18 protein-coding genes are annotated in these 25,796 nt (G+C 69.1%); 14 read left to right on the top strand and 4 right to left on the bottom strand.

All coding sequences use genetic code 11. The features are described from left to right. Positions 1 to 587 (bottom strand): NADAR family protein (locus tag OO70_RS40830; protein ID WP_043683624.1); only part of this gene is annotated, 587 nt, incomplete at its 3' end. A gap of 211 nt (positions 588 to 798) precedes the next feature. Between OO70_RS40830 and OO70_RS40825 the strand changes: the two genes are divergently transcribed. The 8 genes from OO70_RS40825 to OO70_RS40790 all read left to right on the top strand — a co-directional run bounded on the left by OO70_RS40825 (position 799) and on the right by OO70_RS40790 (position 10,487). Further along, complete coding sequence (locus OO70_RS40825) at positions 799 to 2,334, top strand: gamma-aminobutyraldehyde dehydrogenase (RefSeq protein WP_043683621.1); 1,536 nt, start codon at positions 799 to 801, stop codon at positions 2,332 to 2,334. Between the two features lie 56 nt (positions 2,335 to 2,390). Continuing rightward, a complete protein-coding gene (locus OO70_RS40820) occupies positions 2,391 to 3,638 on the top strand; it encodes an ABC transporter substrate-binding protein (protein WP_043683619.1) in 1,248 nt (415 codons plus the stop codon). A gap of 5 nt (positions 3,639 to 3,643) precedes the next feature. Further along, on the top strand, positions 3,644 to 4,798 hold the full coding sequence (locus tag OO70_RS40815) for an ABC transporter ATP-binding protein (protein ID WP_106971855.1): 1,155 nt from the start codon (positions 3,644 to 3,646) through the stop codon (positions 4,796 to 4,798). Then, positions 4,798 to 5,724 carry an ABC transporter permease gene (locus tag OO70_RS40810; RefSeq protein ID WP_043683613.1) on the top strand — a complete coding sequence of 309 codons (927 nt, stop codon included), beginning with the start codon at positions 4,798 to 4,800 and terminating at the stop codon, positions 5,722 to 5,724. The genes OO70_RS40815 and OO70_RS40810 overlap by 1 nt, the downstream gene beginning before the upstream one ends. Then, on the top strand, positions 5,725 to 6,525 hold the full coding sequence (locus tag OO70_RS40805; protein WP_043683610.1) for an ABC transporter permease: 801 nt from the start codon (positions 5,725 to 5,727) through the stop codon (positions 6,523 to 6,525). It abuts the gene before it with no gap. Between the two features lie 29 nt (positions 6,526 to 6,554). Continuing rightward, entirely contained in the window at positions 6,555 to 7,982 is a 1,428-nt protein-coding gene (locus OO70_RS40800; RefSeq protein WP_043683608.1) for an NAD(P)/FAD-dependent oxidoreductase, read from the top strand. 125 nt (positions 7,983 to 8,107) lie between these two features. Continuing rightward, positions 8,108 to 8,557 carry a hypothetical protein gene (locus OO70_RS40795; RefSeq protein WP_043683640.1) on the top strand — a complete coding sequence of 150 codons (450 nt, stop codon included), beginning with the start codon at positions 8,108 to 8,110 and terminating at the stop codon, positions 8,555 to 8,557. Between the two features lie 130 nt (positions 8,558 to 8,687). Further along, entirely contained in the window at positions 8,688 to 10,487 is a 1,800-nt protein-coding gene (locus OO70_RS40790) for a chitinase (RefSeq protein WP_043683605.1), read from the top strand. Here OO70_RS40790 and OO70_RS40785 read toward each other — a convergent pair. Then, positions 10,426 to 11,304, bottom strand: coding sequence for a phosphatase PAP2 family protein (locus OO70_RS40785; RefSeq protein ID WP_078651747.1), 879 nt, complete (start codon positions 11,302 to 11,304; stop codon positions 10,426 to 10,428). The genes OO70_RS40790 and OO70_RS40785 overlap by 62 nt on opposite strands. Positions 11,305 to 11,518: 214 nt before the next feature. Then, complete coding sequence (gene gabT / locus OO70_RS40780; RefSeq protein ID WP_043683599.1) at positions 11,519 to 12,853, bottom strand: 4-aminobutyrate--2-oxoglutarate transaminase; 1,335 nt, start codon at positions 12,851 to 12,853, stop codon at positions 11,519 to 11,521. Between the two features lie 247 nt (positions 12,854 to 13,100). Between gabT and OO70_RS40775 the strand changes: the two genes are divergently transcribed. The 3 genes from OO70_RS40775 to OO70_RS40765 all read left to right on the top strand — a co-directional run bounded on the left by OO70_RS40775 (position 13,101) and on the right by OO70_RS40765 (position 18,812). Beyond that, positions 13,101 to 15,515, top strand: coding sequence for an ATP/GTP-binding protein (locus OO70_RS40775; protein ID WP_043683597.1), 2,415 nt, complete (start codon positions 13,101 to 13,103; stop codon positions 15,513 to 15,515). Positions 15,516 to 15,637: 122 nt separating this feature from the next. After that, entirely contained in the window at positions 15,638 to 17,221 is a 1,584-nt protein-coding gene (locus tag OO70_RS40770) for a PucR family transcriptional regulator (RefSeq protein ID WP_043683594.1), read from the top strand. Positions 17,222 to 17,366: 145 nt separating this feature from the next. Beyond that, entirely contained in the window at positions 17,367 to 18,812 is a 1,446-nt protein-coding gene (locus tag OO70_RS40765) for an aldehyde dehydrogenase family protein (protein ID WP_043683591.1), read from the top strand. Positions 18,813 to 18,933: 121 nt separating this feature from the next. On the opposite strand, the gene OO70_RS40760 is transcribed toward OO70_RS40765, so the two are convergent. Then, a complete protein-coding gene (locus OO70_RS40760; RefSeq protein WP_043683588.1) occupies positions 18,934 to 21,780 on the bottom strand; it encodes a glycoside hydrolase family 3 C-terminal domain-containing protein in 2,847 nt (948 codons plus the stop codon). Positions 21,781 to 22,072: 292 nt separating this feature from the next. On the opposite strand from OO70_RS40760, the gene OO70_RS40755 reads away from it, so the two are divergent. Genes OO70_RS40755 through OO70_RS40745 form a run of 3 tightly spaced genes read left to right on the top strand, consistent with a single transcriptional unit; the run spans position 22,073 to position 25,785 of the window. Further along, the gene (locus tag OO70_RS40755) at positions 22,073 to 23,764 is read left to right on the top strand and encodes an extracellular solute-binding protein (RefSeq protein ID WP_043683586.1); all 1,692 of its coding nucleotides are present in this window, start codon (positions 22,073 to 22,075) and stop codon (positions 23,762 to 23,764) included. 27 nt (positions 23,765 to 23,791) lie between these two features. After that, a complete protein-coding gene (locus OO70_RS40750; protein ID WP_043683582.1) occupies positions 23,792 to 24,826 on the top strand; it encodes an ABC transporter permease in 1,035 nt (344 codons plus the stop codon). Continuing rightward, positions 24,823 to 25,785 carry a carbohydrate ABC transporter permease gene (locus OO70_RS40745; RefSeq protein WP_043683580.1) on the top strand — a complete coding sequence of 321 codons (963 nt, stop codon included), beginning with the start codon at positions 24,823 to 24,825 and terminating at the stop codon, positions 25,783 to 25,785. The genes OO70_RS40750 and OO70_RS40745 overlap by 4 nt, the downstream gene beginning before the upstream one ends. Positions 25,786 to 25,796: the final 11 nt, after the last annotated feature.

Genomic DNA, 25,796 nt, shown 5'->3' with positions numbered 1-25,796 from the left:
ACCCTCAACCGCCCCCGCGCCCCCATCAACGCGAACCCCAACAAATTCGCCCCCCGCCACCGCTCGGGATCCCCCGCCGCCACATCATCCGCGGCCAGCCCGATCCCCCACACCCGGTCCACCGGACTCGCCTCCACCAGCACCCGATCCCCCGTGCCCAGCAGAAACGCCCGCAGTTCCTCATCCGCCGCGAACTTGTGGACGCTCCCCTCGACGACGATCCCGAACCGCTCCCGCGCCCAGATCTCCTCGTCGAACCCCCGCACCAGCCGCCCCGCCTTCTTGGCCTGAGACGGATGCCCCGCCGCGAGCACCCGCGCGAGAGCGTCCTCGTCGCTGAACAGCCGCGCCTTGCCCGCCATCATCCAGTGCTCGGCGGTCGCATACGTCACCCCGTCCACGGTGAACGGCGACGGCCACCACTGGCTCAGACAGCTCGCGCCCACGCGTCCGTCCGGGCGTGGCCGGTGGCCCCAGAAGTGCAGGTACTTGACCCTGGCCCCCGAGCGCACTTCCCTGATCAGGGCTTCCCGCGAATCGATCTTTTCCGCGGCCCCCGCCGCGAGCTTCCCCGTGATCCTGTCCATACACGCGAGTCTTGCAGGCACCACTGACACTCCGTCCCCCCTTTTCCGTACGGACTCGACACCTGGTCGACAGATTCCGTCGCGTAACCAAAAGGCAACAACGGAATCACTTGTTGGAGTCCCTTTGCTCTGTCAGGATCGGCATTCAAATCGAGCTGGAGCTACGCCACCCGCCAGCGGACGAAGCGGGGCGAAGGCGGAGGAGAGCGACATGCACAACCCGGGCAGCGTCACCCCGGACCGATTCCCCGCTCAGGAGTACTTCGCGGACGGCGCGCAGTTCATCGCGGGCCGCCTGACGAAGGGCACCTCGGGCCACACCCACGCGGTCGTCGACCCGGCGACCGGCGAGGACGTCTACACGTACGAGCTGGCTGGCACGGCGGACGTGGACGCGGCCGTGGCCGCCGCCCGCGCCGCCTTCCCGGGCTGGTCGGGCGCCACGCCCGGCGAGCGCTCCGACGCGCTGCACCGCTTCGCCGCCGTGCTCGCCGAACGCGCGGACGACTTCGCCCGCGCCGAATCCCTCCAGTGCGGCAAGCCCCTCAAGCTGACCCGCGAGTTCGACATCCCCGGCACCATCGACAACACCGCCTTCTTCGCCGGTGCCGCACGGCATCTGCAGGGGCAGTCCGCCGGTGAGTACTCGGGCGACCACACGTCGTACGTACGCCGTGAACCCATCGGTGTCGTCGGCTCCATCGCGCCCTGGAACTATCCCCTCCAGATGGCCGCCTGGAAGATCCTCCCGGCGATCGCCGCGGGCAACACGATCGTCCTGAAGCCCGCCGAGCTGACCCCTCTCACCTCGCTGATGTTCGCGCAGGCCGCCACCGAGGCCGGCATCCCGGACGGTGTCATCAACATCATCACCGGCACCGGGAAGGTCGCCGGTGAGCATCTCGTCGGTCACCCGGATGTCGCCATGACCTCCTTCACCGGGTCCACCGCCGTAGGCAAGCGCGTCGCCGAGATCGCGACCGCCACCGTCAAGCGCATCCACCTGGAGCTCGGCGGCAAGGCGCCCTTCGTGGTCTTCGACGACGCCGATCTCGAGGCCGCCGTCAACGGAGCCGTCGCCGGTTCGCTCATCAACACCGGGCAGGACTGCACGGCCGCCACGCGCGCGTACGTGCAAAGGCCCCTCTACGAAGCGTTCGTCCAGAAGACCGCCGCCCTCATGGCGGGCGTCCGGGTCGGCGACCCCTTCGCCCCGGGCACCGACCTCGGGCCACTGATTTCGCACGTCCAGCGCGACCGCGTCGCCGGGTTCGTCGACCGGGCACGTGCCTACGCGCGCGTGGTGACCGGCGGCGAGGCTCCTCAGGGAGATCTCAAGAACGGCGCGTACTATCGCCCCACCCTGGTCGCGGACGCCGCCCAGGACAGCGAGATCGTGCAGTCCGAGCTGTTCGGGCCCGTCCTCGTGGTCCTGCCCTTCGACACCGACGACGAAGGCATCGCGCTCGCCAACGACACCCCGTACGGCCTCGCCGCCTCCGCGTGGAGCCGCGACGTCTACCGGGCGAACCGCGCGACCCGCGAGATCAAGGCGGGCTGCGTGTGGATCAACGACCACATCCCGATCATCAGCGAGATGCCCCACGGCGGCTACAAGGCGTCCGGCTTCGGCAAGGACATGTCCGCCTACTCGTTCGAGGAGTACACCCAGATCAAGCACGTCATGTTCGACAACACCGCGGTCGCCAGGAAGGACTGGCACCGCACGATCTTCGGGGACCGATAGCAGAACTGACGGCCGCCGGAGCCGCGGCCGTCTCCTCCCGAAAGGGCAGCACGCGCATGAAGCAGTACGAGCCCGACCGCCTGACCCCGGCCGAAGTGGCCGCCGTGCGGCGCAGCTTCCGCAAGAGCAGGTCCGCGATGACCCGCCGTTCGGTGCTGCGCGCCTCCGCGGGCGGCGCGCTCGCCGTCGGCGGACTCGGGGCCCTGAGCGGCTGCGGGATCCCCGCGGCAGGCAAGACGCAGGGCGGCGTGTCCGCCGACGACCACTCGGCCAAGGAGAGGGAGATCGACTTCTCGAACTGGCCCGAGTACATCGACACGGACGACAGCGGCAAGCACCGCCCGACGCTCGACGCGTTCACCAAGCGGACCGGCATCAAGGTCAAGTACACCGAGGACATCAACGACAACGACGAGTTCTTCGGCAAGATCCAGCCGCAGCTCGCCGCAGGGCAGGCCACCGGCCGTGACCTGATCGTCCTCACCGACTGGCTGGCCGCCCGCATGATCCGCCTGGGCTACGTCCAGAAGCTGGACGCGTCCAATCTGCCGCACGCGTACGCCAATCTCTCGGACCAGTTCCGCAGCCCCGACTGGGACCCGGGCCGGGCGTACTCGTACGTGTGGCAGGGCATCTCGACCGTCATCGCCTACAACAAGAAGGCGCTCGACGGCGTCGAGGTGAAGTCGATCTCCGACCTGCTCGACAACGCCAAGCTCAAGGGCCGCGTCGGCTTCCTCACCGAGATGCGCGACAGCGTCGGCATGACCATGCTCGACATGGGCAAGGACCCGGCGAAGTTCACCACCGACGACTACGACGCGGTCATCGCCCGCCTCCAGAAGGCCGTCGACAAGGGCCAGATCCGCCGCTTCACGGGCAACGACTACACGTCCGACCTCACCAAGGGCGACTTCGCCGCGTGCGTCGCCTGGGGCGGCGACATCGTCCAACTCCAGTCGGACAACCCGGACGTCGGCTATGTCATCCCCGAGGCCGGCTACATGACGTCGACCGACAACATGCTGATCCCCAACAAGGCGCGCCACAAGACGAACGCCGAGCGGCTGATCGACTACTACTACGAGCCCGAACCGGCCGCCGAACTCGCCGCCTACGTCAACTACGTCAGCCCGGTCGCGGACGTGAAGCCGTATCTCGCGAAGATCGACAAGTCGGCGGCGAGCAACCCGCTGATCCTTCCCGACAAGGCCATGGCGGCCAAGTCCCACGCCTTCCGCTCCCTGAGCTCGAAGGAAGAGACGGCCTACCAGCAGAAGTTCGCAAAGCTCACAGGGGCGTGACGACGATGAACACCAAGGACAACAGCGGCGACGTCCGCCTCTCCGGTATCAGCAAGACCTACGACAACGGCTTCACCGCCGTCCAGCCGCTCGACCTGACCGTCCCCCAGGGCTCCTTCTTCGCCCTGCTCGGCGCCTCCGGCTGCGGCAAGACCACCACCCTGCGCATGATCGCGGGCCTGGAGGAACCTTCCTCCGGCACCGTCCACCTCGGCGACCAGGAAGTCACCAACCTCCCGCCGTACAAGCGGCCGGTGAACACCGTCTTCCAGTCGTACGCCCTCTTCCCGCACCTCGACATCTTCGAGAACGTCGCCTTCGGCCTGCGCCGGCGCGGCATCAAGTCGGTGAAGCAGCAGGTCGTCGACATGCTCGACCTGGTCCAACTCGGCGAGCAGGCACGGAAGAAGCCGCACCAGCTCTCCGGCGGCCAGCAGCAGCGCGTCGCGGTGGCCCGCGCCCTGATCAACCACCCCAAGGTGCTGCTCCTCGACGAGCCCCTCGGCGCCCTCGACCTCAAGCTGCGCCGCCAGATGCAGCTGGAGCTCAAGCGCATCCAGACCGAGGTCGGCATCACGTTCATCCACGTCACGCACGACCAGGAGGAGGCCATGACCATGGCCGACACGGTCGCCGTGATGAACGCGGGCCGCGTCGAGCAACTCGGCTCGCCCAGCGACCTGTACGAGAACCCGAACACCACGTTCGTCGCCAACTTCCTCGGCACCTCCAACCTCATCGAGGCCGAGGTCGACTCCAAGAGCGGCGACGAGATCATCCTCAAGGCGGGCGGCGGCAAGCTCGTCCTGCCCGAGGCGCGATGTTCGGCGCCCACGACGACCGGCGGCAAGGTCCTGGTCGGCGTACGCCCGGAGAAGATCACCCTCACGCCCGCCGACGACGCGGGCGAGATCCCGGCCGGCCGCAACCGCATCACCGGCAAGATCGCCGACTCCAGCTTCATCGGCGTCTCCACCCAGTACGTCATCGACAGCCCGGTCTGCCCCGAGTTCGAGGTCTACGCCCAGAACATCGACCGCGACGCCCGGCTGCGGCCCGGCGCCGATGTCGTCCTGCACTGGAACCCGGCCCACACCTTCGGCCTCGACGCGGCGCAGGACATCGACGCGGGCGTCGACATCGAGGAGGAGGCCGCCTGATGGCCGCTGTCACCGAGGCGCCGCCCCTGGCGCCCGCGCCGGAGGAGAAGCCTCCGCGCAAGAAGCGGGGCCGCTGGACGCCGTACTGGCTGCTGCTGCCCGGGATTCTCTGGCTGATCGTCTTCTTCGCGCTGCCGATGATCTACCAGGGCTCCACGTCGATCCAGACGGGCTCCCTGGAGGACGGCTACAAGGTCACCTGGCACTTCGCGACCTACTGGGACGCGCTGTCCGAGTACTGGCCGCAGTTCCTGCGCTCGGTCCTCTACGCCGCCGCCGCGACCATCCTCTGTCTGCTGCTGGGCTACCCGCTGGCGTACCTCATCGCGTTCCGCGCGGGACGCTGGCGGAACCTGATCATGATCCTGGTGATCGCGCCGTTCTTCACCAGCTTCCTGATCCGCACGCTCGCCTGGAAGACGATCCTCGCGGACAGCGGCCCGGTCGTGAGCGTCCTCAACACGCTGCACGTCCTGGACGTCACCAACTGGCTCGGCTGGACGTCGGGCGACCGTGTCCTCGCGACTCCACTCGCGGTCGTCTGCGGACTGACGTACAACTTCCTGCCGTTCATGATCCTGCCGCTCTACACCTCCCTCGAACGCATCGACGGACGGCTGCACGAGGCGGCCGGTGACCTGTACGCCAAGCCGTTCACCACCTTCCGCAAGGTCACCTTCCCGCTGTCGATGCCCGGCGTCGTCTCCGGTACCCTGCTGACCTTCATCCCGGCGGCCGGTGACTACGTGAACGCCGAACTCCTCGGCTCCACCGACACCCGCATGATCGGAAACGTCATCCAGACGCAGTTCCTGCGCATTCTGGATTACCCGACGGCGGCGGCACTCTCCTTCATCCTCATGGCCGCCATCCTCGCCATGGTGACCATCTACATTCGCAAGTCCGGGACGGAGGATCTGGTTTAAATGGCCGTCGTACGCTGGTTCAAGCGCCATTTCGTCGTCATCGCCGGGCTGTTGACGCTCGGATATCTCCTTCTCCCGAACGTCATCGTCACGGTGTTCTCCTTCAACAAGCCGAAGGGGCGCTTCAATTACGAGTGGCAGCAGTTCTCGCTGGACGCCTGGAAGCAGCCGTGCGGTGTCGCCGACATGTGCGGCTCGCTGAGCATCAGCCTCCAGATCGCCGTCTGGGCGACCATCGGCGCCACGCTCCTGGGCACGATGATCGCCTTCGCGCTGGTCCGCTACCGCTTCCGCGCCCGCGGCGCGATCAACTCGCTGATCTTCCTGCCGATGGCGATGCCCGAGGTCGTCATGGCGGCCTCGCTGCTCACCCTGTTCCTCAACATGGGTGCCCAACTGGGCTTCTACACCATCCTGATCGCCCACATCATGTTCTGCCTCAGCTTCGTCGTCACCGCCGTCAAGGCCCGCGTGATGTCGATGGACCCGCGCCTGGAGGAGGCGGCCCGGGACCTCTACGCCGGTCCGGTGCAGACGTTCGTCAGGGTCACCCTCCCCATCGCGGCCCCCGGAATCGCGGCGGGCGCGCTGCTCTCCTTCGCGCTCTCCTTCGACGATTTCATCATCACCAATTTCAACGCGGGTTCGACCGTCACCTTCCCCATGTTCGTCTGGGGTTCGGCGCAGCGCGGGACACCCGTTCAGATCAATGTCATCGGTACGGCCATGTTCCTCGTCGCCGTATTGTTGGTGCTCTTCTCGATGGTGATCACCAACCGCCGCAACAAGGTAAAGGCATAACCGCTAACGCCCTGTAGGGAGTTGAAATCATGGCCCCAAGCGCCATGAGCCGTAACACCAATTGGACGAAGTCCCTCTCCGAGGCCCGGCCGGTTCCGTACTGGCTGGACGACCCCGGCAAGCCCCACCCCGAGCCCGCGCTCACCGGCGCCGAGACCTGCGATCTGCTGGTCGTCGGCGGCGGTTACAGCGGACTGTGGACCGCGCTCATCGCGAAGGAGCGCGACCCGCAGCGGGACGTGGTGCTGGTGGAGGGCCGCGAGGTGGGCTGGGCCGCCTCGGGTCGCAACGGCGGTTTCTGTGCCGCCTCCCTCACCCACGGCCTGTCCAACGGCCTCACCCGCTGGCCGGACGAGATCCACCAGCTGGAGGAGCTGGGCGCCCGCAACCTCGACGAGATCGAGAGCGCGGTCGCCCGCTACTCCCTGGACTGCGAGTTCGAGCGTACCGGCGAGATCGACGTCGCCACCGAACCCCACCAGGCCGAGGAACTCCACGACTGGCACGCCGAGTTGAAGAGCCAGGGCCTCGCCGACGGCACCGAGTTCCTCGACGCAGAAGCGGTCAGGGAACAAGTCGACTCACCGACCTTCCTCGCCGGCCTGTACGACAGCCGCGGCGTCGCGATGCTCAACCCGGCCAAGCTGGCCTGGGGGTTGAAGCGCGCCTGCCTCCAACTCGGCGTCCGCGTCTACGAACACACCCCCGCCCTCGCCCTCAAGCCGTACGGCGCCGGCATGGCCGTACGCACCCCCTACGGCTCGGTCCGCGCCCGCCGGGTCGCGCTCGGCACCAACATCTTCCCGAACCTGATCAAGCGCGTCCGCTCGTACACCGTCCCGGTCTACGACTACGCCCTGATGACAGAACCGCTCTCCGCCGACCAGTTGGCGTCGATCGGCTGGAAGAACCGCCAGGGCCTCGGGGATTCGGCGAACCAGTTCCACTACTTCCGGCTGTCGGCCGACAACCGCATCCTGTGGGGCGGTTACGACGCGATCTACCCGTACGGCGGCCGGGTGCGCGCCGAGTACGACGACCGGCCGGAGACCTACGCCAAGCTCGCCGAGCACTTCTTCACCTGCTTCCCGCAGCTGGAGGGCCTCAACTTCAGCCACGCGTGGGGCGGCGCGATCGACACCTGCTCGCGCTTCTCGGCGTTCTTCGGCACCGCCCACCAGGGCAAGGTGGCCTATGCGGCGGGCTTCACCGGACTCGGTGTCGGCGCGACCCGCTTCGGCGCCGACGTGATGCTCGACCTGCTCGCGGGGGAGCGGACCGAGCGCACGGAACTGGAAATGGTCCGCAAGAAGCCGCTGCCCTTCCCGCCCGAACCCTTCGCCTGGACCGGCATCGCGCTCACCAAGTGGTCGCTGGCCCGCGCGGACGACCACGGCGGCCGGCGCAACCTGTGGCTGAAGACGATGGACAAGCTGGGCCTCGGCTTCGACAGCTGAGGACCGGTCGGCGGGTGTGATCCGGTTCACTCCATCGGGGTGCCGGAACCCGCGTAATGCTCGCCGCAGACCTCCCTCTCTCCTGTGACGCGACCAGCGTCGACATGAGAAAGGGAGGTCTCCTCATGACTGGGGCGAAGACGGCCGTCGAGTGGCTGGCATCCGTGGCTCCGGATCCCGAGGCCTGCCGCTGGGAATGGGAGCGCAACCCCCTCGGGGTCGCGCTGCTGCCCGCCGGCAAGGCCTGGGACGTACTCATCCTGCCGGGTGAGCTCGGTTATCCCACGCTCGATGTGCTCACCCGGGTCATCGACCAACTGGGCCCGGTACTCGTCGACTTCGGCGACGCGCGCATGGGCTTCCTCGTACCGCCCGGCACCGCGACCCGCTGGCTCGGCACCGGCATTCGTACGGCCGGACTCGGCACCTGGATCGTCGTGCCGTACCCGGGCCGGTCGACCGGCGGGGTCCGCTGGCTGGTACCGCCGGACGGCTCCGGCACCCTCACCGACCCCGCACTCCTCGAACTCGCCATGCACGAGGCGGCGGCGGGGCTCGCCACGGAGGGGGAGTAGCGATGGACGGGTAGCCGGCAGATGTCTCGGCAGCGCATGTCCTGACCGCGCATGTCTTGACAACGGTAATTGGTCTGGACCAAATTGGGCGCGCTCCACCCCTCCAAATCCCCCATGCCCGGAGGCACTTGTGGACCGCTCCAGACCTGTACTCGCCGTGTTCGCGACCGTGGCCCTGGCCGTGTCCGGCATCACCGCGCTCTCGTCGGCCGCCCGTGCGGCCGACGCGGACCTGGCGAAGAACGGAGGCTTCGAAGCGGGCCTCGACAGTTGGTCCTGCTCCGCGAGCAGCGGTACGACGGTCAAGTCGCCCGTGCACGGCGGCAGTTCGGCGTTGCAGGCGACCCCGGCCGGCAACGACTACGCCCAGTGCGCGCAGACGGTGACCGTGAAACCGAACTCCTCCTACTCGCTCGCCGGTTACGTCCGCGGCAGCTACGTCTACCTCGGCGCGAGCGGCACCGGCACCACAGACGTCTCCACCTGGACCCAATCGGCCCCCGACTGGCAGCGGTTGACGACCAGCTTCACCACCGGCGCGTCCACCACCAAGGTCACGATCTACACGCACGGCTGGTACGCCACCGGCGCCTACTACGCCGACGACATCTCCCTCATCGGCCCGGCGGTCGACGTAGGCCAGCCGCCAACCACCCCCACAGGCCTCGCCGTTGGCACGGTCACCTCCTCCTCGGTCGCCCTCTCCTGGTCCGCCGTCACCGGCGCGACGAGCTACGCGGTCTACCGTGACGGGGTGAAAGTCCAGACGGCGAGCGGCACTTCGGCCACCGTGAGCGGCCTGTCGTCCGCGACGGCGTACAGCTTCCAGGTCACCGCGGTCAACGACGCGGGCGAGTCCGCGAAATCCACGGCGGTCACCGCGACCACGTCCACCGGCTCGGGCCCCACCTCCGGCCTGCCGACCCACGCCCTCGTCGGCTACCTCCACGCGAGCTTCGCCAACGGCTCCGGTTACACGCGCCTGGCCGATGTTCCCGACAGCTGGGACGTCATCGACCTGGCCTTCGGCGAACCGACCTCCGCCACCTCGGGCGACATCCGCTTCAACCGCTGCCCGGTCAGCGCATGCCCGAACGTCGAGAGCGACGCCGACTTCAAGGCGGCCATCAAGGCCAAACAGGCGGCGGGGAAGAAGGTGCTGATCTCCATCGGAGGCGCCAACGGCCAGGTCCAACTGACCACCACGGCGGCCCGCGACACCTTCGTCTCCTCGGTCTCGAACATCATCGACACCTACGGCCTCGACGGCCTGGACATCGACTTCGAGGGCCACTCACTCTCCCTGGACGCGAGCGACACGAACTTCAAGAGCCCCACAACTCCCGTGGTGGTCAACCTGATCGCGGCCCTGAAGACCCTGAAGGCCAAGTACGGCGCGAAGTTCGTGCTGAGCATGGCGCCCGAGACGTTCTTCGTGCAGATGGGCTACCAGTTCTACGGCACCGGCAAGTTCGGCGGCCAGGACCCGAGGTGCGGGGCGTATCTGCCCGTCATCTACGCCCTGCGCGACGACCTCACCCTGCTCCACGTCCAGGACTACAACTCGGGCCCGATCATGGGCCTCGACGGTCAGTACCACACCATGGGCGGCGCCGACTTCCACATCGCGATGACCGACATGCTGCTCACCGGCTTCCCGGTGGCGGGCGACACGAACAACGTGTTCCCGGCCCTGCGCCCCGACCAGATCGCCATTGGCATGCCGGCGTCGGTCAACGCGGGCAACGGCTATGTCGCCCCGGCCGAGGTCACCAAGACCCTGGACTGCCTGACGAAGAAGGTGAGTTGCGGCTCGTACACGACCCACGGCACCTGGCCCGCCCTGCGCGGACTGATGACCTGGTCGATCAACTGGGACCGCTACTCGAACTGGGAGTTCCAGAAGACGTTCGACGGCTACTTCGGCTGACATCCCGGGTCAGGAACAACCAGAACGAGGCGAGCAGCACCGTGCACAGGCACCAGCTGGCCACGACGTCCAGTGGCCAGTGGTAGCCGTGCCGCACCAGACCGAACGGGACGGCGACGTTGACGAGGGCACAGGCGACGACCAGCCCCCGGCGCGCGTACGTCGCCCGGAGCCAGGGGAGGAGGAGCAGGGTCGCGGAGCCGTACGCGATCATCGCGGTGGCGGTGTGGCCGGAGGGGTAGTAGCCGGTGCCGGGCGGTACGGCCGGGGTGCCGCCGCGGGCGATCAGTTCCTTGAGGGGGACGACCAGCGCAGGCACCAGGGCCATCAGCAGGGTCGCCGCGAGGGGCGCACGCCACCAGCGGTCCATACCTGCGGCGCGGGCGCGCCAGGCGACGTAGCCGAGGACCACGGCGAGGACGGGGAGCGCGACCCGGACGTCGCCGAGGTCGGCGAGGAGTTTGGCGAAGAGGTCCGGGTGGACGAGCGCGCGGCTGAGCCGGGCGTCCAGGCGGAGCAGCGGGCCCTTGGCGGCGACCTGCCAGGTGATCAGCGCGAAGAACAGCGCGGGAAGGGCGATAAACAGCCAGAAGAAGGAGGTCGGCCGGCCCGGAACAGGGGGGGTAGTTCCGAGCCGGCCGTCCGGATCGGCGGGTCGCGCGCCCCGGGGGGTTTGGGGCGGGCGACTGTCCGATCGGTGAGGAGATTCGGAGCCAGAGGCTCCTGTTGTGTGCGCGAGGGCACGACCAGGTCGAAGCTGGGGAGGCCCCGGCCTGAAGTCGCCCACAGTCCCCTGTGGGCGGGGTGTATCTCTCATCTGGGTAGAACCTACGGCAGGGGCGGCGGGTACGACAGGCGGATTCGCGTCCCGTCATGCACCCCGCACACCTTCTTCACACGGCCTGCCGCCCGCCGCCCCAGCCTGTGAATCACTGTGGATGAAAGGGCTGGGGCGGGTGGGACGCATGGGGCACGGCCCCTGTGCGGGAACTACGGGTTCCCCGTGGCCTGGACGGGCTGGAGTGTGTGGCTCAGATACGTGCGAACGCCTGCTCGATGATGTCGAGCCCCTCGCTCAGCAGTTCGTCCCCGATGACCAGCGGGGGCAGGAAGCGGAGGACGTTGCCGTAGGTGCCACAGGTCAGGACCAGCAGCCCCTCCTGGTGGCACGCCTTGGCGAGCGCGGCGGTCGCCTCCGGGTTCGGCTCCTTGGTCGTACGGTCCTTGACGAGCTCGATGGCGATCATCGCGCCGCGTCCGCGGACATCGCCGATGATGTCGAACTTCTCCGCCATGGCACCGAGCCGGGCCTTCATGACCACCTCGATGTTCTTGGCCCTGGCGTTGAGGTCCAGCTCCTTCATGGTCTCGATGGAACCGAGCGCACCGGCGCAGGCGACGGGGTTGCCGCCGTAGGTTCCCCCGAGGCCGCCCGCGTGCGCGGCGTCCATGATCTCGGCGCGACCGGTGACGGCGGCGAGCGGCAGACCGCCCGCGATCCCCTTCGCGGTGGTGATCAGATCCGGGACGACACCCTCGTCCTCACACGCGAACCACTGCCCCGTACGGCAGAACCCGGACTGGATCTCGTCGGCGACGAACACGATCCCGTTGGCGGCGGCGAACTTGCTCAGTGCCGGCAGGAAGCCCTTCGCGGGCTCGATGAAGCCGCCCTCGCCGAGGACGGGCTCGATGATGATCGCGGCGACGTTGTCGGCGCCGATCTGCTTGTTGATCATGTCGATGGCCTGCGCGGAAGCCTCGGCACCGGCGTTCTCCGCACCGGTCGGCCAGCGGTAGCCGTAGGCCACCGGCACGCGGTACACCTCGGGCGCGAACGGCCCGAAGCCGTTCTTGTACGGCATGTTCTTCGAGGTCAGCGCCATGGTGAGGTTGGTACGGCCGTGGTAGCCGTGGTCGAAGACGACGACGGCCTGGCGCTTGGTGTACGCCCGCGCGATCTTGACGGCGTTCTCGACGGCCTCGGCGCCGGAGTTGAACAGCGCGGACTTCTTGGCGTGGTCACCCGGGGTCAGCTCGGCGAGCGCCTCGGCGACCTCGACGTAGCCCTCGTACGGCGTGACCATGAAACAGGTGTGGGTGAAGTCGGCGAGCTGCGCGGCGGCACGCCGTACGACGGCCTCGGCGGAGGCGCCGACGCTCGTCACCGCGATGCCTGAACCGAAGTCGATGAACCGGTTCCCGTCGACGTCCTCGAGGATCCCGCCGCCCGCACGCGCGGTGAACACGGGCAGCACGGAGCCCACACCGGCCGCGACCGCGGCGGTACGGCGGGCCTGCAGCTCCTGCGACTTCGGGCCGGGGATGGCGGTGACGACGCGGCGCTCCTGCGGAAGTGCGGTCATGAGGGGCTCCTGGGGGGTGGTGCGGACGCTTTTCTTCTTTCTTCCTTTCTCGCAGGCTAGGGCGGGTGACCGGGGGTGGGCATGCTCCATGTGGGCGGTGTCGGCGGGCCGGCTTGTCCGTGGTGGACATGGCGAGCCGATCAGGGGAGTGGGCCGGTGCGGCCGCGTAAGCGGTGAACTCCCCTTGCGGGCGCGTTAGATTGACTCGCTGACGGTGTACGGAACGGCTGGTCAAGGGGCGAGGGCGATGGACAGCGACGGGACGCGGGACGCGCGACACACACAGGCCAATCCTGTGCCGCGTCCGGCGGGGCCGCCGGAGGTACCGGCCATGCCGCCGCGGCCTGCGCGGACACCGGGTACGACACCCCCGCCCGAACAGCCACCGAGGTTCGGCCCGGCCGTCGCCGACTGGCTGAACGAGCCCCGCCCGGCCGCCGGACCCGGCATCTGGCGCTACGGATATCGGCCGCCCAAGGCCGATCGGGCCTCGGCGCGGCTCTCGCCGGTCGCGATCCTCGGTCTGCTGATCCCCCTGGTGGTGGCGCTGATCCTGTGGTCCTTCTGGCGCCACGGCGCAGTTCCGTACCAATGGGTCGTGCTCAAGCTGTTCACCCCGAACGACTGGTGGTGGGCCGGCACCACGTCTCCCAAGGGGTACAAAGGCGCAGAGGCCATCAGCGTCTACGACGGTGTCTTCTTCGCCCTGCTCGTCTATGCCGTCGTCAGGCTGGGCGGCTGGCTCGACGGCGCCCGCCACGTCATCGGCGGTCGCCCACAGCCCGTTCGCGCTCTGCTGGCGGCCGTCGGCGGCCTGGTCGCGCTGAGCTTCGTGTTCCCCAACGCCTTCGGCGCCGGCTGGAACGCCTTGCCGGTCCAGGACCCCCTGTTCTCCCTCATCGTCCTGATCTCCGGCGGCTACGGTCTCTTCGGGTCGGTGCTCTTCACCGACACCCTGTACGGCCTCATCACCGTGGCGGTCCTGTGGCCCTTCGCCCGCCTCGGCGGCTGGTGGACGCTCGCGAAGGAACGGCTCGCCGCGCGCAACCACACGGAAGCGGCCGACGCCAAGCCCACGCCCTCCGCCCTTCCGCCCGCCCAGTGGCCCGAACTGCGGGAGGCGGGCCAGTACGAGGCGGCGGAGCTGCTCACCGCCGAAGTACTCACGGGCCGTATGAACGACGTGGACTGCGCCCGGGTCGGGCACGCGTGGGAAACCGCCCGCAAGGAGGCACGGCTGGTCGCCTTCACCGACACGGTGCTGCGCAACGGGGCGGCGGCCTGGGTCCACCCGTCGGGCGCCCGGGACCTGCCCGGCCGTGCCGCACGGCACGACGTACTCGAAGGACAGGTGCGCATCGGCCAGTGGACCGCCGGGGACCGTACGCCGTCGGCCTACCGCGGCGCGGGTACCGCTCTCGGCCCCGACGCGCTCGGCACCTCGCTCCTCGTCGTGGGGCCGTCCGGCTCCGGCAAGACCAGGCACGTGGTCGCCCCGGTCGTAGAGTCCCTGGCCCTGCGGGCGCTGACCGGACAGTGTGCCGTCGTGGTGGTCTGCGCGGCCGGCACCCCGCTCGGCCCGGACTCGGCGTTCGACGTCGTGGTGCGGATCGGCGACCCCGCCTCCGTCTACGACCTGGATCCGTACGCCGACTCGACCGACCCCGACGCGGCCGCCGGATTCCTTGCCGAGGCACTGGTCGGAGACCTCGACACCGTCGGTGCCCAGCGGGCCGCGACGGCACTCGCCCAACTCCTCGGGCCGTATCGGGCGGTGCACGGCACCTTCCCGTCCCTGCCGGTGCTGCGGGAACTCCTGGAGGGCGAGCCGACGGAGCTCGCCACCCTGCGCCAGGCGCTGTCGGCGCCGGAGCACGCCGGGTTGCGCCGGGATCTCGACGCCCGTGCCCGGCAGACCGGTGGCGCGGCGGACCCGGGCCCGGTGCTCGCCGACCGGCTCGCGCTGCTGGACCGGCCCGTGTTCGCGGAGTTCTTCGCCACGGGCGACGCGGCCGCCCGGCCGTTCTCCCTGCGCGCCGTCGCCCACCACCCCCTGCGCGTCCGCATCGACGTGCCGGCCCATGGCCACGAGGAGGCCTCCCGGCTGATCACCCGGCTGATCCTGGCCCAGTTCGACCACGTCGTGCACGACACCGGTCGCCGTCACTTCGCCTGTCTCGTCCTCGACGACGCCACCGGCACGGTGACCACCGAGTCGGTACGGCGCATGCAGCGGCTGCGCTCCCAGAACGCGGGCGTGGTCCTTGCCCTGCGCACGCTCGGCGACGTTCCCGAGGCACTGCACGGACCGCTGCACGGGGCGGTCGGCTGCCGGATGGCCTTCTCCGGAGTCACGACCTGGGACGGCAGTCGCTTCGCGCACGCCTGGGGCACCGAGTGGGTGGAGACCACGGACGTCGCCCAGCACACCGTCTTCGCGGACCAGCCGATGACCCGGGCCATCCACGCCCTGCGCAAGCTGGTGACGGGCCGGGCGGTGACGACGCAGGCGGTGACCGTACGGCAGATCGAGCGGGAGCGGTGGTCGGCGTCCCAACTGGCACACGAGGTGCCGCCGGGGCACGCCGTGCTGTCGCTGACCACGGTCGACGGCGAGCACGCTCCACCGTCGCTGGTCGACCTCCGCACCCCCACCCCCTGAACCGGACAAACAGGTACGGCCCGACCATACGGTGAGGCAGAATCGGCACAGGTCGTTCATACGCGACGGCCAAAAGATCGCAATGATCGCCTGTGCCTGATCCTCTTCGACCTGAAGGCCCCATGCCCCCCACGCTCGCCTCCCTCGTCCACCACTCCGCGCTCAAGCTCACCGTGCGCGCCGGCGAGGACCGCCTGGACGTGCCCGTCCGGTGGGCGCATGTCAGTGAGCTGGCGGACCCGGTGCCGTACATGGAGGGCGGGGAGCTGCTGCTGATCACCGCGTTGAAGTTGGACGCGGAGGATCCCAAGGCCATGCGGCGGTATGTGAAGCGGCTGGTGGGGGCCGGGGTCGTCGGGCTCGGGTTCGCCGTCGGGGTCAACTACGACGAGATTCCGAAGGTGCTGGTCGACACCGCGGAGGAGGAGGGGCTGCCGCTGCTCGAAGTGCCCCGGCGGACCCCCTTCCTCGCGATCAGCAAGGCCGTCTCCGCCGCGATCGCCGCCGACCAGTACCGGGCCGTGACCGCCGGTTTCGCCGCGCAGCGCGAGCTCACCAAGCAGGCCCTCACCGACGGCCCGGAGGGGCTGCTCGGCGCGCTCGCCGCGCAGGTCGACGGATGGGCCGCGCTCTACGACGCGTCCGGAGCCGTCGTCGCCACCGCACCGGAGTGGGCCGGCCGCCGGGCCGCCAGGCTCACCGCCGACGTCGAACGGCTCCGGGACCGGCCCGCGCCCGCCTCGTCCGTGGTGGGCGGGCCGGACAACGAGGACCGGGTCGAACTGCACACCCTCGGAACCGGACGCCGCCCGCGCGCCGCGCTCGCCGTGGGGACGGAATCCGCGCTGGGGACGGCGGAGCGGTACGCCGTGCACTCCGCGATCGCGCTCCTGACCCTCACCACGGAACGCTCGCAGTCCCTGCAGGCCGCCGAGCAGCGGATCGGGGCGGCGGTGCTGCGGCTGCTGCTCGCCGGGCACCCGGATCACGCGCGGGCGGTCGCCGGGGAGTTGTACGGCGGGCTCCTCGACGCGCCGTTCCGGGTGATCGTGGGGGAGTCGGCCGCAGCGGGCAGCGATCCCCTGGGCGGGCTCGCCGAGGTCGTCGAGTCGGCGGCGGCGCGGTCCGGGGAGACCGTGCTCGTCGTACCGGAAGGGCCGGAACGGCTGGTGGTGCTGGCCTTGGACGGGGGCGCGGCGGTCGAGGCGTGCGGGGAGTACGCGGCGGTGCTGGAGGCCGAGCGTGCCTCTTCGGACGGGCGGGAGCAGGGCGAGAACGACGAACTGGTCGTGGGGCTCTCGGCACCGGCCGGGCCCATCGCCGCGGCGGCCGCCTACAAGCAGGCCGAGCAGGCGCTGTCCGTGGCCCGCAGGCGCGGGCGGGTGTTCGTCGAGCACGAGCAGCTCGCCGCCGGGTCCGTGCTGCCGCTGCTCGCCGACGACGCGGTGCGGGCCTTCGCCGACGGGTTGCTACGGCCGCTCTCCGAGCACGACGCGACCGGCCGGGGCGATCTCGTCGCCTCGCTGCGGGCGTGGCTGTCCCGGCACGGCCAGTGGGACGCGGCGGCGGCCGACCTCGGAGTGCACCGGCACACGTTGCGGTACCGGATGCGGCGGGTCGAGGAGATCCTCGGGCGGTCGCTCGACGATCCGGACGTACGGATGGAGCTGTGGCTGGCGTTGAAGGCGACGGCCGCGGCGGAGTGACGGCCGCAGCCGAATAGCGGCCCCTGCCGAACTGTAGTGTTCCCGTCCGGCACCACTACGTCTCGGCTAAACGCACCGCAGTGCTCCCGCCCCTACGGTTGACCGAGTAGCCCCAAGACCACCCCCAACGCGGAAGGGCCGGGACATGACTTCCACCCACGCCTTCTGGCTCGCCGGCCGCCAGGCCACCGGCGAGGACACCTTCGACGTCACCTCCCCGTGGGACGGACGTCTCGTCGGCAAGGTCACCGTGCCGACCGACGCCCAGGTCGAGGAGGCGGTGGCCGCCGCGTACGCCGTACGGGACGAGTTCGCCGCGACCCCCGCCCACGTCCGCGCCGCCGCCCTCGACCACGTCAGCCGACGTCTCGTCGAGCGCACCGAGGAGATCGCGCAGCTCATCTCCGCCGAGAACGGCAAGCCGATCAAGTGGGCGCGTGGTGAAGTCGGCCGGGCCGTGTCCGTGTTCCGGTTCGCCGCCGAGGAGGCCCGGCGCTTCAACGGCGGCGAGGCCCAGCGCCTCGACACCGACGCCGGCGGCCAGGGCCGGCTCGCCCTCACCCGGCGCTTCCCGAAGGGCGTCGTCCTCGGCATCGCGCCCTTCAACTTCCCGCTGAACCTGTGCGCCCACAAGATCGCCCCCGCGATCGCGGCCGGCGTGCCGATCATCCTCAAGCCGGCCCCGGCCACCCCGCTCTCCGGCCTGATCATCGGCGACCTGCTCGCCGAGACCGAACTGCCCGCCGGTTCGTGGAGCATCCTCCCGGTCGCCAACGACCACATGCCCGCCCTCGTCCAGGACGAGCGGCTGCCGGTGATCTCCTTCACCGGTTCGGAGAAGGTCGGCTACGCGATCATGGACTCGGTGCCGCGCAAGCACTGCACCCTGGAGCTGGGCGGCAACGGCGCGGCCGTCGTCCTCGGGGACTACTCCTCCGACGCCGACCTCGACTGGGCCGCGACCCGCATCGCCACCTTCTCCAACTACCAGGGCGGCCAGTCCTGCATCTCCGTGCAGCGGGTCATCGTCGACGCGGCCGTCTACGACCGGCTGCTCCCGCGCATCGTCGCGGCGGTGGAGGCCCAGGTCACCGGCGACCCGTCCGACCCCAAGACCGATGTCGGTCCGCTGGTCAGCGAGGCCGCAGCGCAGCGCGTCGAGTCGTGGGTCCAGGAGGCCGTCGACGCCGGCGCCACTCTTCTCACCGGCGGCAAGCGCGACGGCGCCTCGTACGCGCCGACCGTGCTGACGGACGTACCGGCCGACACGACGATCTCCTGCGAGGAGGTCTTTGGACCGGTCCTGACCGTGACGAAGGTGGACGGTGAAGCAGCCGCCTTCGCCGCCGCCAACGACTCCAAGTACGGCCTCCAGGCAGGGGTGTTCACCCACGACGTGCAGGTCGCCTTCCGCGCCCACCGCGCGCTCGAGGTCGGCGGAGTCGTGATCGGCGACGTCCCGTCCTACCGCGCCGACCAGATGCCGTACGGCGGCGCCAAGCAGTCCGGCGTCGGCCGCGAGGGCGTGAAGTTCGCGATGGACGACTACACCTACGAGCGGGTGCTGGTGCTCACAGGGCTCGCGCTCTGACCGTTCTCTCACCGAGCAGCTCTAGCTAATGGGATCCATTTTCATATAGCCTTCTCGAAGGGGCCCGGCACCGATGCCTTCCGGTGCCGGGCCCCTTCTATGCGTCGACCCCTCCGGACCCTCAGCCGGAGAAGCCGACGCGCGCGAGCCGCAGCGGGCCGCGCAGCCTGAGGTGCACATCGTGCACACCATCGGCGACGATCCCGGCGCCGAGGATGGTGTAGTCGTAGGGGCCCGATGCGGGTGCGGGCAGGGCGAGTTCGGCGAGTGACGGGCCGCCGTCCAGGGACAGTTCTACGACCCCCTCGCCCGCCACCTCCACGGTCACCTCCGTCACACCGGCGCCGAAGTCGCAGTGCCGGTAGACCAGTTCGGCCGTGCCGCCGCCCGCCGGAGTCACCGCGTCGCCCGCCGTCTTTGTCCGGTCGACGATCTCGCCGCCCGACAGTTCGTCGAAGTCGGCTGCGGTCAGGCCCTGTTGGAGGAGATCACGGGGTGCGGCGGGTTCACCGGTGAGCGTCACCGTCGTACGCAGGCGGATGTCCTCGCTGGAGGCGCCGACGAGGAGGTCGTACGGGCCGGGTTCCAGGCGTCGGCCGCCTCGCGCCACATCCCAGAACTCGAAGGCGTGGAAGGGGACTTCGAAGGAGAGTTCCGCCCGCTCGCCCGGGGCGAGTGTCACGCGACGGTGTGCGGTCAGTTCGCGGCGCGGGCGCGGGACCGACGGGTCGGCGGCGTGCGTGTACAGCTGTGCGACCTCGTCGGCCGTCACATCGCCCGTGTTGGTGACCGTGAACTGCACCTGCACCGCGCCGAGTTCGACCCGGACGGTCAGGTCGTCGTAGGAGAAGGTCGCGTACGACAGGCCGTGGCCGAACGGGAACAGCGGGGTGCCCTCGAAGTAGAGGTAGGTCTGCCGGCCGCCGATCACGTCGTAGTCGAGGAGGTCGGGCAGGTCGGTGTCGGCGGCGTACCAGGTCTGGGGGAGGCGGCCCGCCGGGGAGACGTCTCCGGCGAGGACGCGGGCCAGAGCCGTGCCCGCAGCCTGGCCGCCGTGGGCGGTCCACAGGATCGCGGGGAGGCCGGGGAGGTCGGCGGGGTCGACCGTGTACGGGTACGCGGAGACCAGTGCCAGGGCCGTCTTGGGGTTCGCCGCCCGGGCCGCGCGCAGCAGGCGCTGCTGGTGGGCGGGGAGTTGGAGTGTCGTACGGTCCTCGGTCTCGCGGCCGTTGATGTGCGGGTCGTTGCCCGCGACGACGAGCACCACGTCCGCCGCCTCCGCGGCCCGGGCCACCGCGTCCTCGCCGCGCTCGGCGACCAGCAGCTCGAGAACTTCCCCGCCTTCTTCGGCAACCTTCACGCCGTCGGCGGCGACAGAGACGTGGCGACCCGTACCGACGTGCAGCAGGAGGTGACCGTTCTCGTGGGGTTCCAGACGGAATGTCTCCTGGACGACCCAGCCTCCGGGCTGGTCCGCGGAGGCGCGCACATAGCCGTCCTCGGCGACCGAGAGGTAACGGCCGTCGGGGGCGCGGAGGGTGAGGACGCCGTCGCCCCAGTCGACGAGCGCGAGTTCGGTGCCGGCGGCGTCGGTGGTGAGTGGCGGGAGGTCGGTGCGGCCCGCGAGCAGGGCGGGGTCCAACGCGCCCTCGGCGCCGCGCACTTCGACGGACACGTCCGTCAACGGCACGTGCAGGAAGGCGCCTTGGGATGTCCGCAACCTGACCCGGTCCACGCCCTCCGCGAACTCGACGCGCTCCGCGCCGAACCGCTCGTACAGGCCCTCCAGCGGAGTCGAGCGGTGGATCAACGTGCCGCTGTACCAGTCGAGTTTGCACTCGTCCGCGAGCAGACCGACGACGGCGAGGCGGGTGTCGTGGGCGAGGGGCAGCAGGTCGCCGTCGTTCTTGAGGAGGACGACCGCCTGTTCGGCGGCCTCCTGGGCGAGGGCCCGGTGCGCCGGGGTGTCGAAGTCCTTGCTGCCGGCGTGCGGGTCGTGTGCCGGGTCGAACTCGCCGAGCCGGAACCGGACCGAGAGCTGACGGCGTACCGCCGTGTCGATGTCGGCCTCGGTCAACAGCCCCTGATCCAGGGCACCTTGGACGCGCGCCACGATCGTCGAACCGTCCGTGCCGTGGTCGGTGAAGCTGTCCACGCCGGACAGCAGCGAAGCCGCCGTCGCCTCCTCGTGGGTGTCGAAGTAGTGCTCGGAGTCGACCAGGTTGGAGGGCGCGCCCGCGTCCGAGCAGACGAGGAGGTTCTCGTCGGTCCAGGTGCGCAGGTGCTCGCGCAGATACGGCGAGACGTGGTTGGGGCGGCCGTTGACCAGGTTGTAGGCCGGCATCACGCCCGCCACCGCGCCCGCCTCGACCGTCTCGCGGAACGCGCGCAGGTCGTACTCGTACAGCACGCGCGGACGGACGGAAGAGGACGAGACGTCGCGGCCCGTCTCGTTGTTGTGGGCCAGCCAGTGCTTGAGGACGGGGGCCGTGCGCCAATACGTCGGGTGGTCGCCGCGCAGGCCGCGCGTGTACGCGGTGGCGATCGCCGAGGTCAGCTTCGGGTCCTCCGAGTAGCCCTCCTCGTTACGGCCCCACAGCGGGTGGCGCAGCAGGTTCACGGTGGGGGACCACACGTTGAGGCCGACGCGGTCGTCGCGGGCGCGCATCGCGCGGGCCTCCTTGGACACCGCGTCGCCGATCCGCCGTACGAGATCCTCGTTCCAGGTCGCGCCCAGGCCCACCGCCTGGGGGAAGACCGTCGCCGGGCCCATCCATGCGACGCCGTGCAGGGCCTCCTGGCCGGTGCGGAACGCGGCGACGCCCAGGCGCTCCACGGCGGGTGCGTACTGGTGCAGAAACCCGACCTTCTCGTCGAGGGTGAGCCGTGCCAGCAGATCGTCGATGCGCTTCGCGAACGGCAGCTGCGGGTCGCGGAAAGGCGGCGTAGGCGGCGTTTGTGCGGTCACGTGGGGTTCCCCTTGCGATGGAGCGGCGCGGCTCTTTCGAAGCGCTTCGATGCTCATTCGACGCAGGGGTGGGTGTCAAGAGACCTTCACCGTTATTTCAAGCAGCACATACGGACAGGTCATCCCCTACACCTCGGAGGAATCTTGGGAACGACCCTTGTGCACCCTCGGGCGTTCACTTAACCTCGCAGCAACATCGAAGCGCTTCGACTAAGTGCTCTGTTCCACTCAAGACACCGCAGCCGACGGCTCCACCGCCGGGTGTCCTGGTGCGCCATGAAGGGTTGACGCAATGACGCCGAACGCCTCCGCCGCCTCCGCTCCCAGCCGGAGAAGTTTCCTCGCCTCCACGGCGGTCGTCGCCGCAGCGGTGGCGGGAGGGGTACCGCTGCTCTCCGCCTGCGGGGCCTCGGACAGCGGTTCGGGCGGGGGCAGTTCGGAGGGCAAGGGCGTCAAGAAGCTGCTGCCGGCCTTCGTGGCCAGCAATGTGGTGACCCCGGACCTCGCCTCCAAGAACGGCTCCGCGATCGGCTTCACCAGCAAGCTCGACCTCGCCACGCTGAAGACCTCGGTGCCGAAGAAGCTCGGCAAGGGCGGCAAGGTCTCCATCATGTCGCCGTTCTGGGGCTCCCCGCCGAAGAGCGACAACGCCTACTACAAGGCGATGAACAGCCTCATCGGCGTCGACGTGGCCTGGCAGAACCAGGACGGCAACACCTACGACCAGAAGCTCGGCGCGGTCCTCGCCTCCAGCGACATCCCCGACATTGTGGTCGTCCCCGGCTGGAACATGGGCGGCAAGATACCCAGCGCCATCATCGGCAAGTTCGCCGACCTCGGCCCCTACCTGGCCGGTGACAAGGTCAAGGACTACCCGAACCTCGCGGCGATCCCGTCCGACGCCTGGCAGCGCTGCATCTTTGGCGGCAAGCTGCGCGGACTGCCCATGCCGTCCTCGTACGTCCCCAACATCGTGCCGCTCTACCGCAAGGACATCTTCGACAAGGAGGGGTACGAAGTCCCCACCTCCGCCGACGAGTTCATGGCCCTGGCCAAGGAGATCACCAACGCCAAGGCCAAGCGCTGGGCCTGCATGGACATGAAGTGGACCGCCTTCAACGCCTGGGGCGTGCTCTCCGGCAGTGAGAAGTCGCTCGGCTGGAACCTCGTCGACGGCAAGCTGGTCAACCGCATCGAGACCCAGGAGTACCTCGAAGCGCTGGAGTGGACCCGCAAGCTGTTCGCCGCCGGATACGTGCACCCCGACGCCAAGCTCGGCAAGAGCCAGGCCACCGACCCCGGGCCCAAGTTCGCCGCCGGCGAGTTCCTCATCTACAACCAGGACATCTCGCAGTGGTGGAGCCGCACCGCCGAACAGGCCACCCAGAACCCGGACTACAAGATCTGGGGCATGGACATCTTCGGCCACGACGGCGGCGACCCGACCCTCTGGGCCGGCGAACCGGCCGGCATCTTCGCCTTCATCAGCAAGAAGGCCTCCGAGTCCGTCGTGCGTGACGCGCTGGCCGTCGCCAACGTCACCGCCGCGCCGTACGGCACCAAGGAGTACATGCTCACCAACTACGGTGTGGAGGGCACCCATTACACCGTAAAGAACGGTGTGCCCACCAAGACCGACCAGGGCAACAACGAGGTCATCAACGCCTACGTCATGGTCGCCAGCCCCGCCGCGACGATCGCCCACCCCGACTTCCCCGAGGTCGCCAAGGCGCAGGTCGAGTGGCAGCAGCGGATGGGCGCCTTCACAAAGAAGTCGAGCTTCTACGGCCAGCAGATCACCGAGCCGAGCCGCTACACCAACCTCTCCAACGACTTCGAGCAGTTGGAGGACGACATCGTCCGCGGCCGCAAGAAGATCAGCGACATGCAGCAGGCCGTATCGGACTGGAAGAGCAAGGGCGGCGACCAACTCCGCGCCTGGTACCAGAAGTTGCTCGACGACAACGGCACTGCGGCGAGCTGACCGGGTACCGAGGCAAGGAGAACGGCCGTGTCCCACAGCACGGTGCCTCGGAGCAGGACCGAGGCCGACACGACGGACAAGACCCCGGTGGCGTCCGGCGGCGCCACCGGCACCCGGCAGAAACGTCCCGGCGGGAAGGTGAGCCTGCGGCTCAGGTTCAGACGCGACCGCGTCCTGCTCCTGATGACCCTGCCGGCCGTCCTGCTCATCCTCGTCTTCAACTACCTGCCGATCCTCGGCAACATCGTCGCCTTCGAGGACTACGACCCCTACGTCAGCGACAACGGCATCGTCTCGATGCTGCACAGCCCCTGGGTCGGCCTGGAGAACTTCCAGCAGATCTTCGCGGACTCGGCGTTCTGGAGCGCCGTACAGAACACGCTCGTTCTGTTCTCCCTCCAACTGGTCCTGTTCTTCCCGATCCCCATCCTGCTCGCGCTGCTCATCAACAGCGTGGTCAGGCCCCGGGTCCGGGCACTCTCCCAGGCCATCCTCTACCTCCCGCACTTCTTCTCCTGGGTGCTGGTCATCGCCGTCTTCCAGCAACTCCTGGGCGGGGCAGGGCTGTTCTCGCAACTCCTGCGGCAACACGGCTTCGACGGCCTCGACGTGATGACCGACCCCAACACGTTCAAGTTCCTGATCACCGCGCAGAGCGTGTGGAAGGACGCGGGCTGGGGGATCATCGTCTTCCTCGCCGCGCTGTCGTCCGTCAGCCCCGATCTGTACGAGGCCGCCGCGATGGACGGCGCGGGGCGCTGGCGCCGGATGTGGCACGTCACGCTGCCGGCACTCCGACCGGTGATCGCGCTGTTGCTGGTGCTGCGGGTGGGCGATGCGCTGACCGTCGGCTTCGAACAGATCCTGCTCCAACGTGACGCCGTGGGACCGGGAGCGGCGGAGGTCCTCGACACCTTCGTCTGGTGGAACGGCGTCCGCAACCAGGACTTCGGCTACGCGGCCGCCGCCGGACTCGTCAAGGGCGTGATCAGTCTCGGCCTGGTCCTCGCCGCGAACAAAGTGGCCCACCTCATGGGCGAGCAGGGGGTGTACAAGAAATGACCGCCGTCATCGACCAACCCGTCGAGCGCTCGAAGTCTGCCAAGTCCGTACGGCCGCCCGGGCGTTGGGCCGCGCCGCCCCGGCCGACCTGGGAGGAGGAACCCAGTAGGGCCGGTCTCGCGGGCAAGGGGCTCGTCCTCACCCTCGCCTGTTTCGCCATCCTCTTTCCGCTGTGGATCGTCCTCGTCACCAGCCTCTCCTCACGCAAGACCATCGATGAGGCCGGCGGTCTGGTCATGGTGCCCAAGGGCATCACCTTCATCGCCTACAGGGAACTCCTCAGCGGCGGCCAGGTCACCCGCGCGGCGGTCATCAGCGTCCTCATCACCGTCGTCGGTACGGCGTTCTCGATGACGGTTTCCGTTCTGTGCGCCTACGGCCTCTCGCGTATCGGGTCGCTGGGGCACCGGTGGATTCTGATGATGATGCTGGCCACGATGTTCTTCAGCGCCGGGCTCATTCCGACGTATTTGCTGGTCCAGTCGCTCGGCCTGACCGACAGCTATCTCGCGTTGATCCTGCCCAGTGCGCTCAGTGTCTTCAACATCCTTGTGTTGCGCGGGTTCTTCATGGGCATCTCGCAGGAACTCATCGACAGTGCGCGGATCGACGGGGCCGGTGACTTCCGGATTCTTTGGGTGATCGTGATGCCGTTGTCGCGTGCGGTGCTGGCCGTTATCACGCTGTTCTACGCCGTGGGTTATTGGAGCGCCTGGTTCAACGCGTCCCTGTATCTCAACGACCAGGACATGATGCCGTTGCAGAACGTCATGATCCAGCTTGTGCAGAAGCAGGAGGCTCCGGTGGGGCTCGGTCAGGCGATCAAGACGGGTGAACTGTCCGGGCTGGCCGTGCAGATGGCGGTCATGGTGATGGCTTTGTTGCCGGTGGCTGTGCTTTCGCCGTTTGTGCAGCGGCACTTTAAGAAGGGGATGCTCACAGGCGCCGTTAAGGGCTGATTTGTTTTTGT

Origin of the sequence: Streptomyces xylophagus, assembly GCF_000716435.1 — a bacterium.
Classification (GTDB): domain Bacteria; phylum Actinomycetota; class Actinomycetes; order Streptomycetales; family Streptomycetaceae; genus Streptomyces; species Streptomyces xylophagus.
Note: the sequence above shows the minus strand (reverse complement) of the source record. Positions and strands in the feature narration are given on the sequence as shown.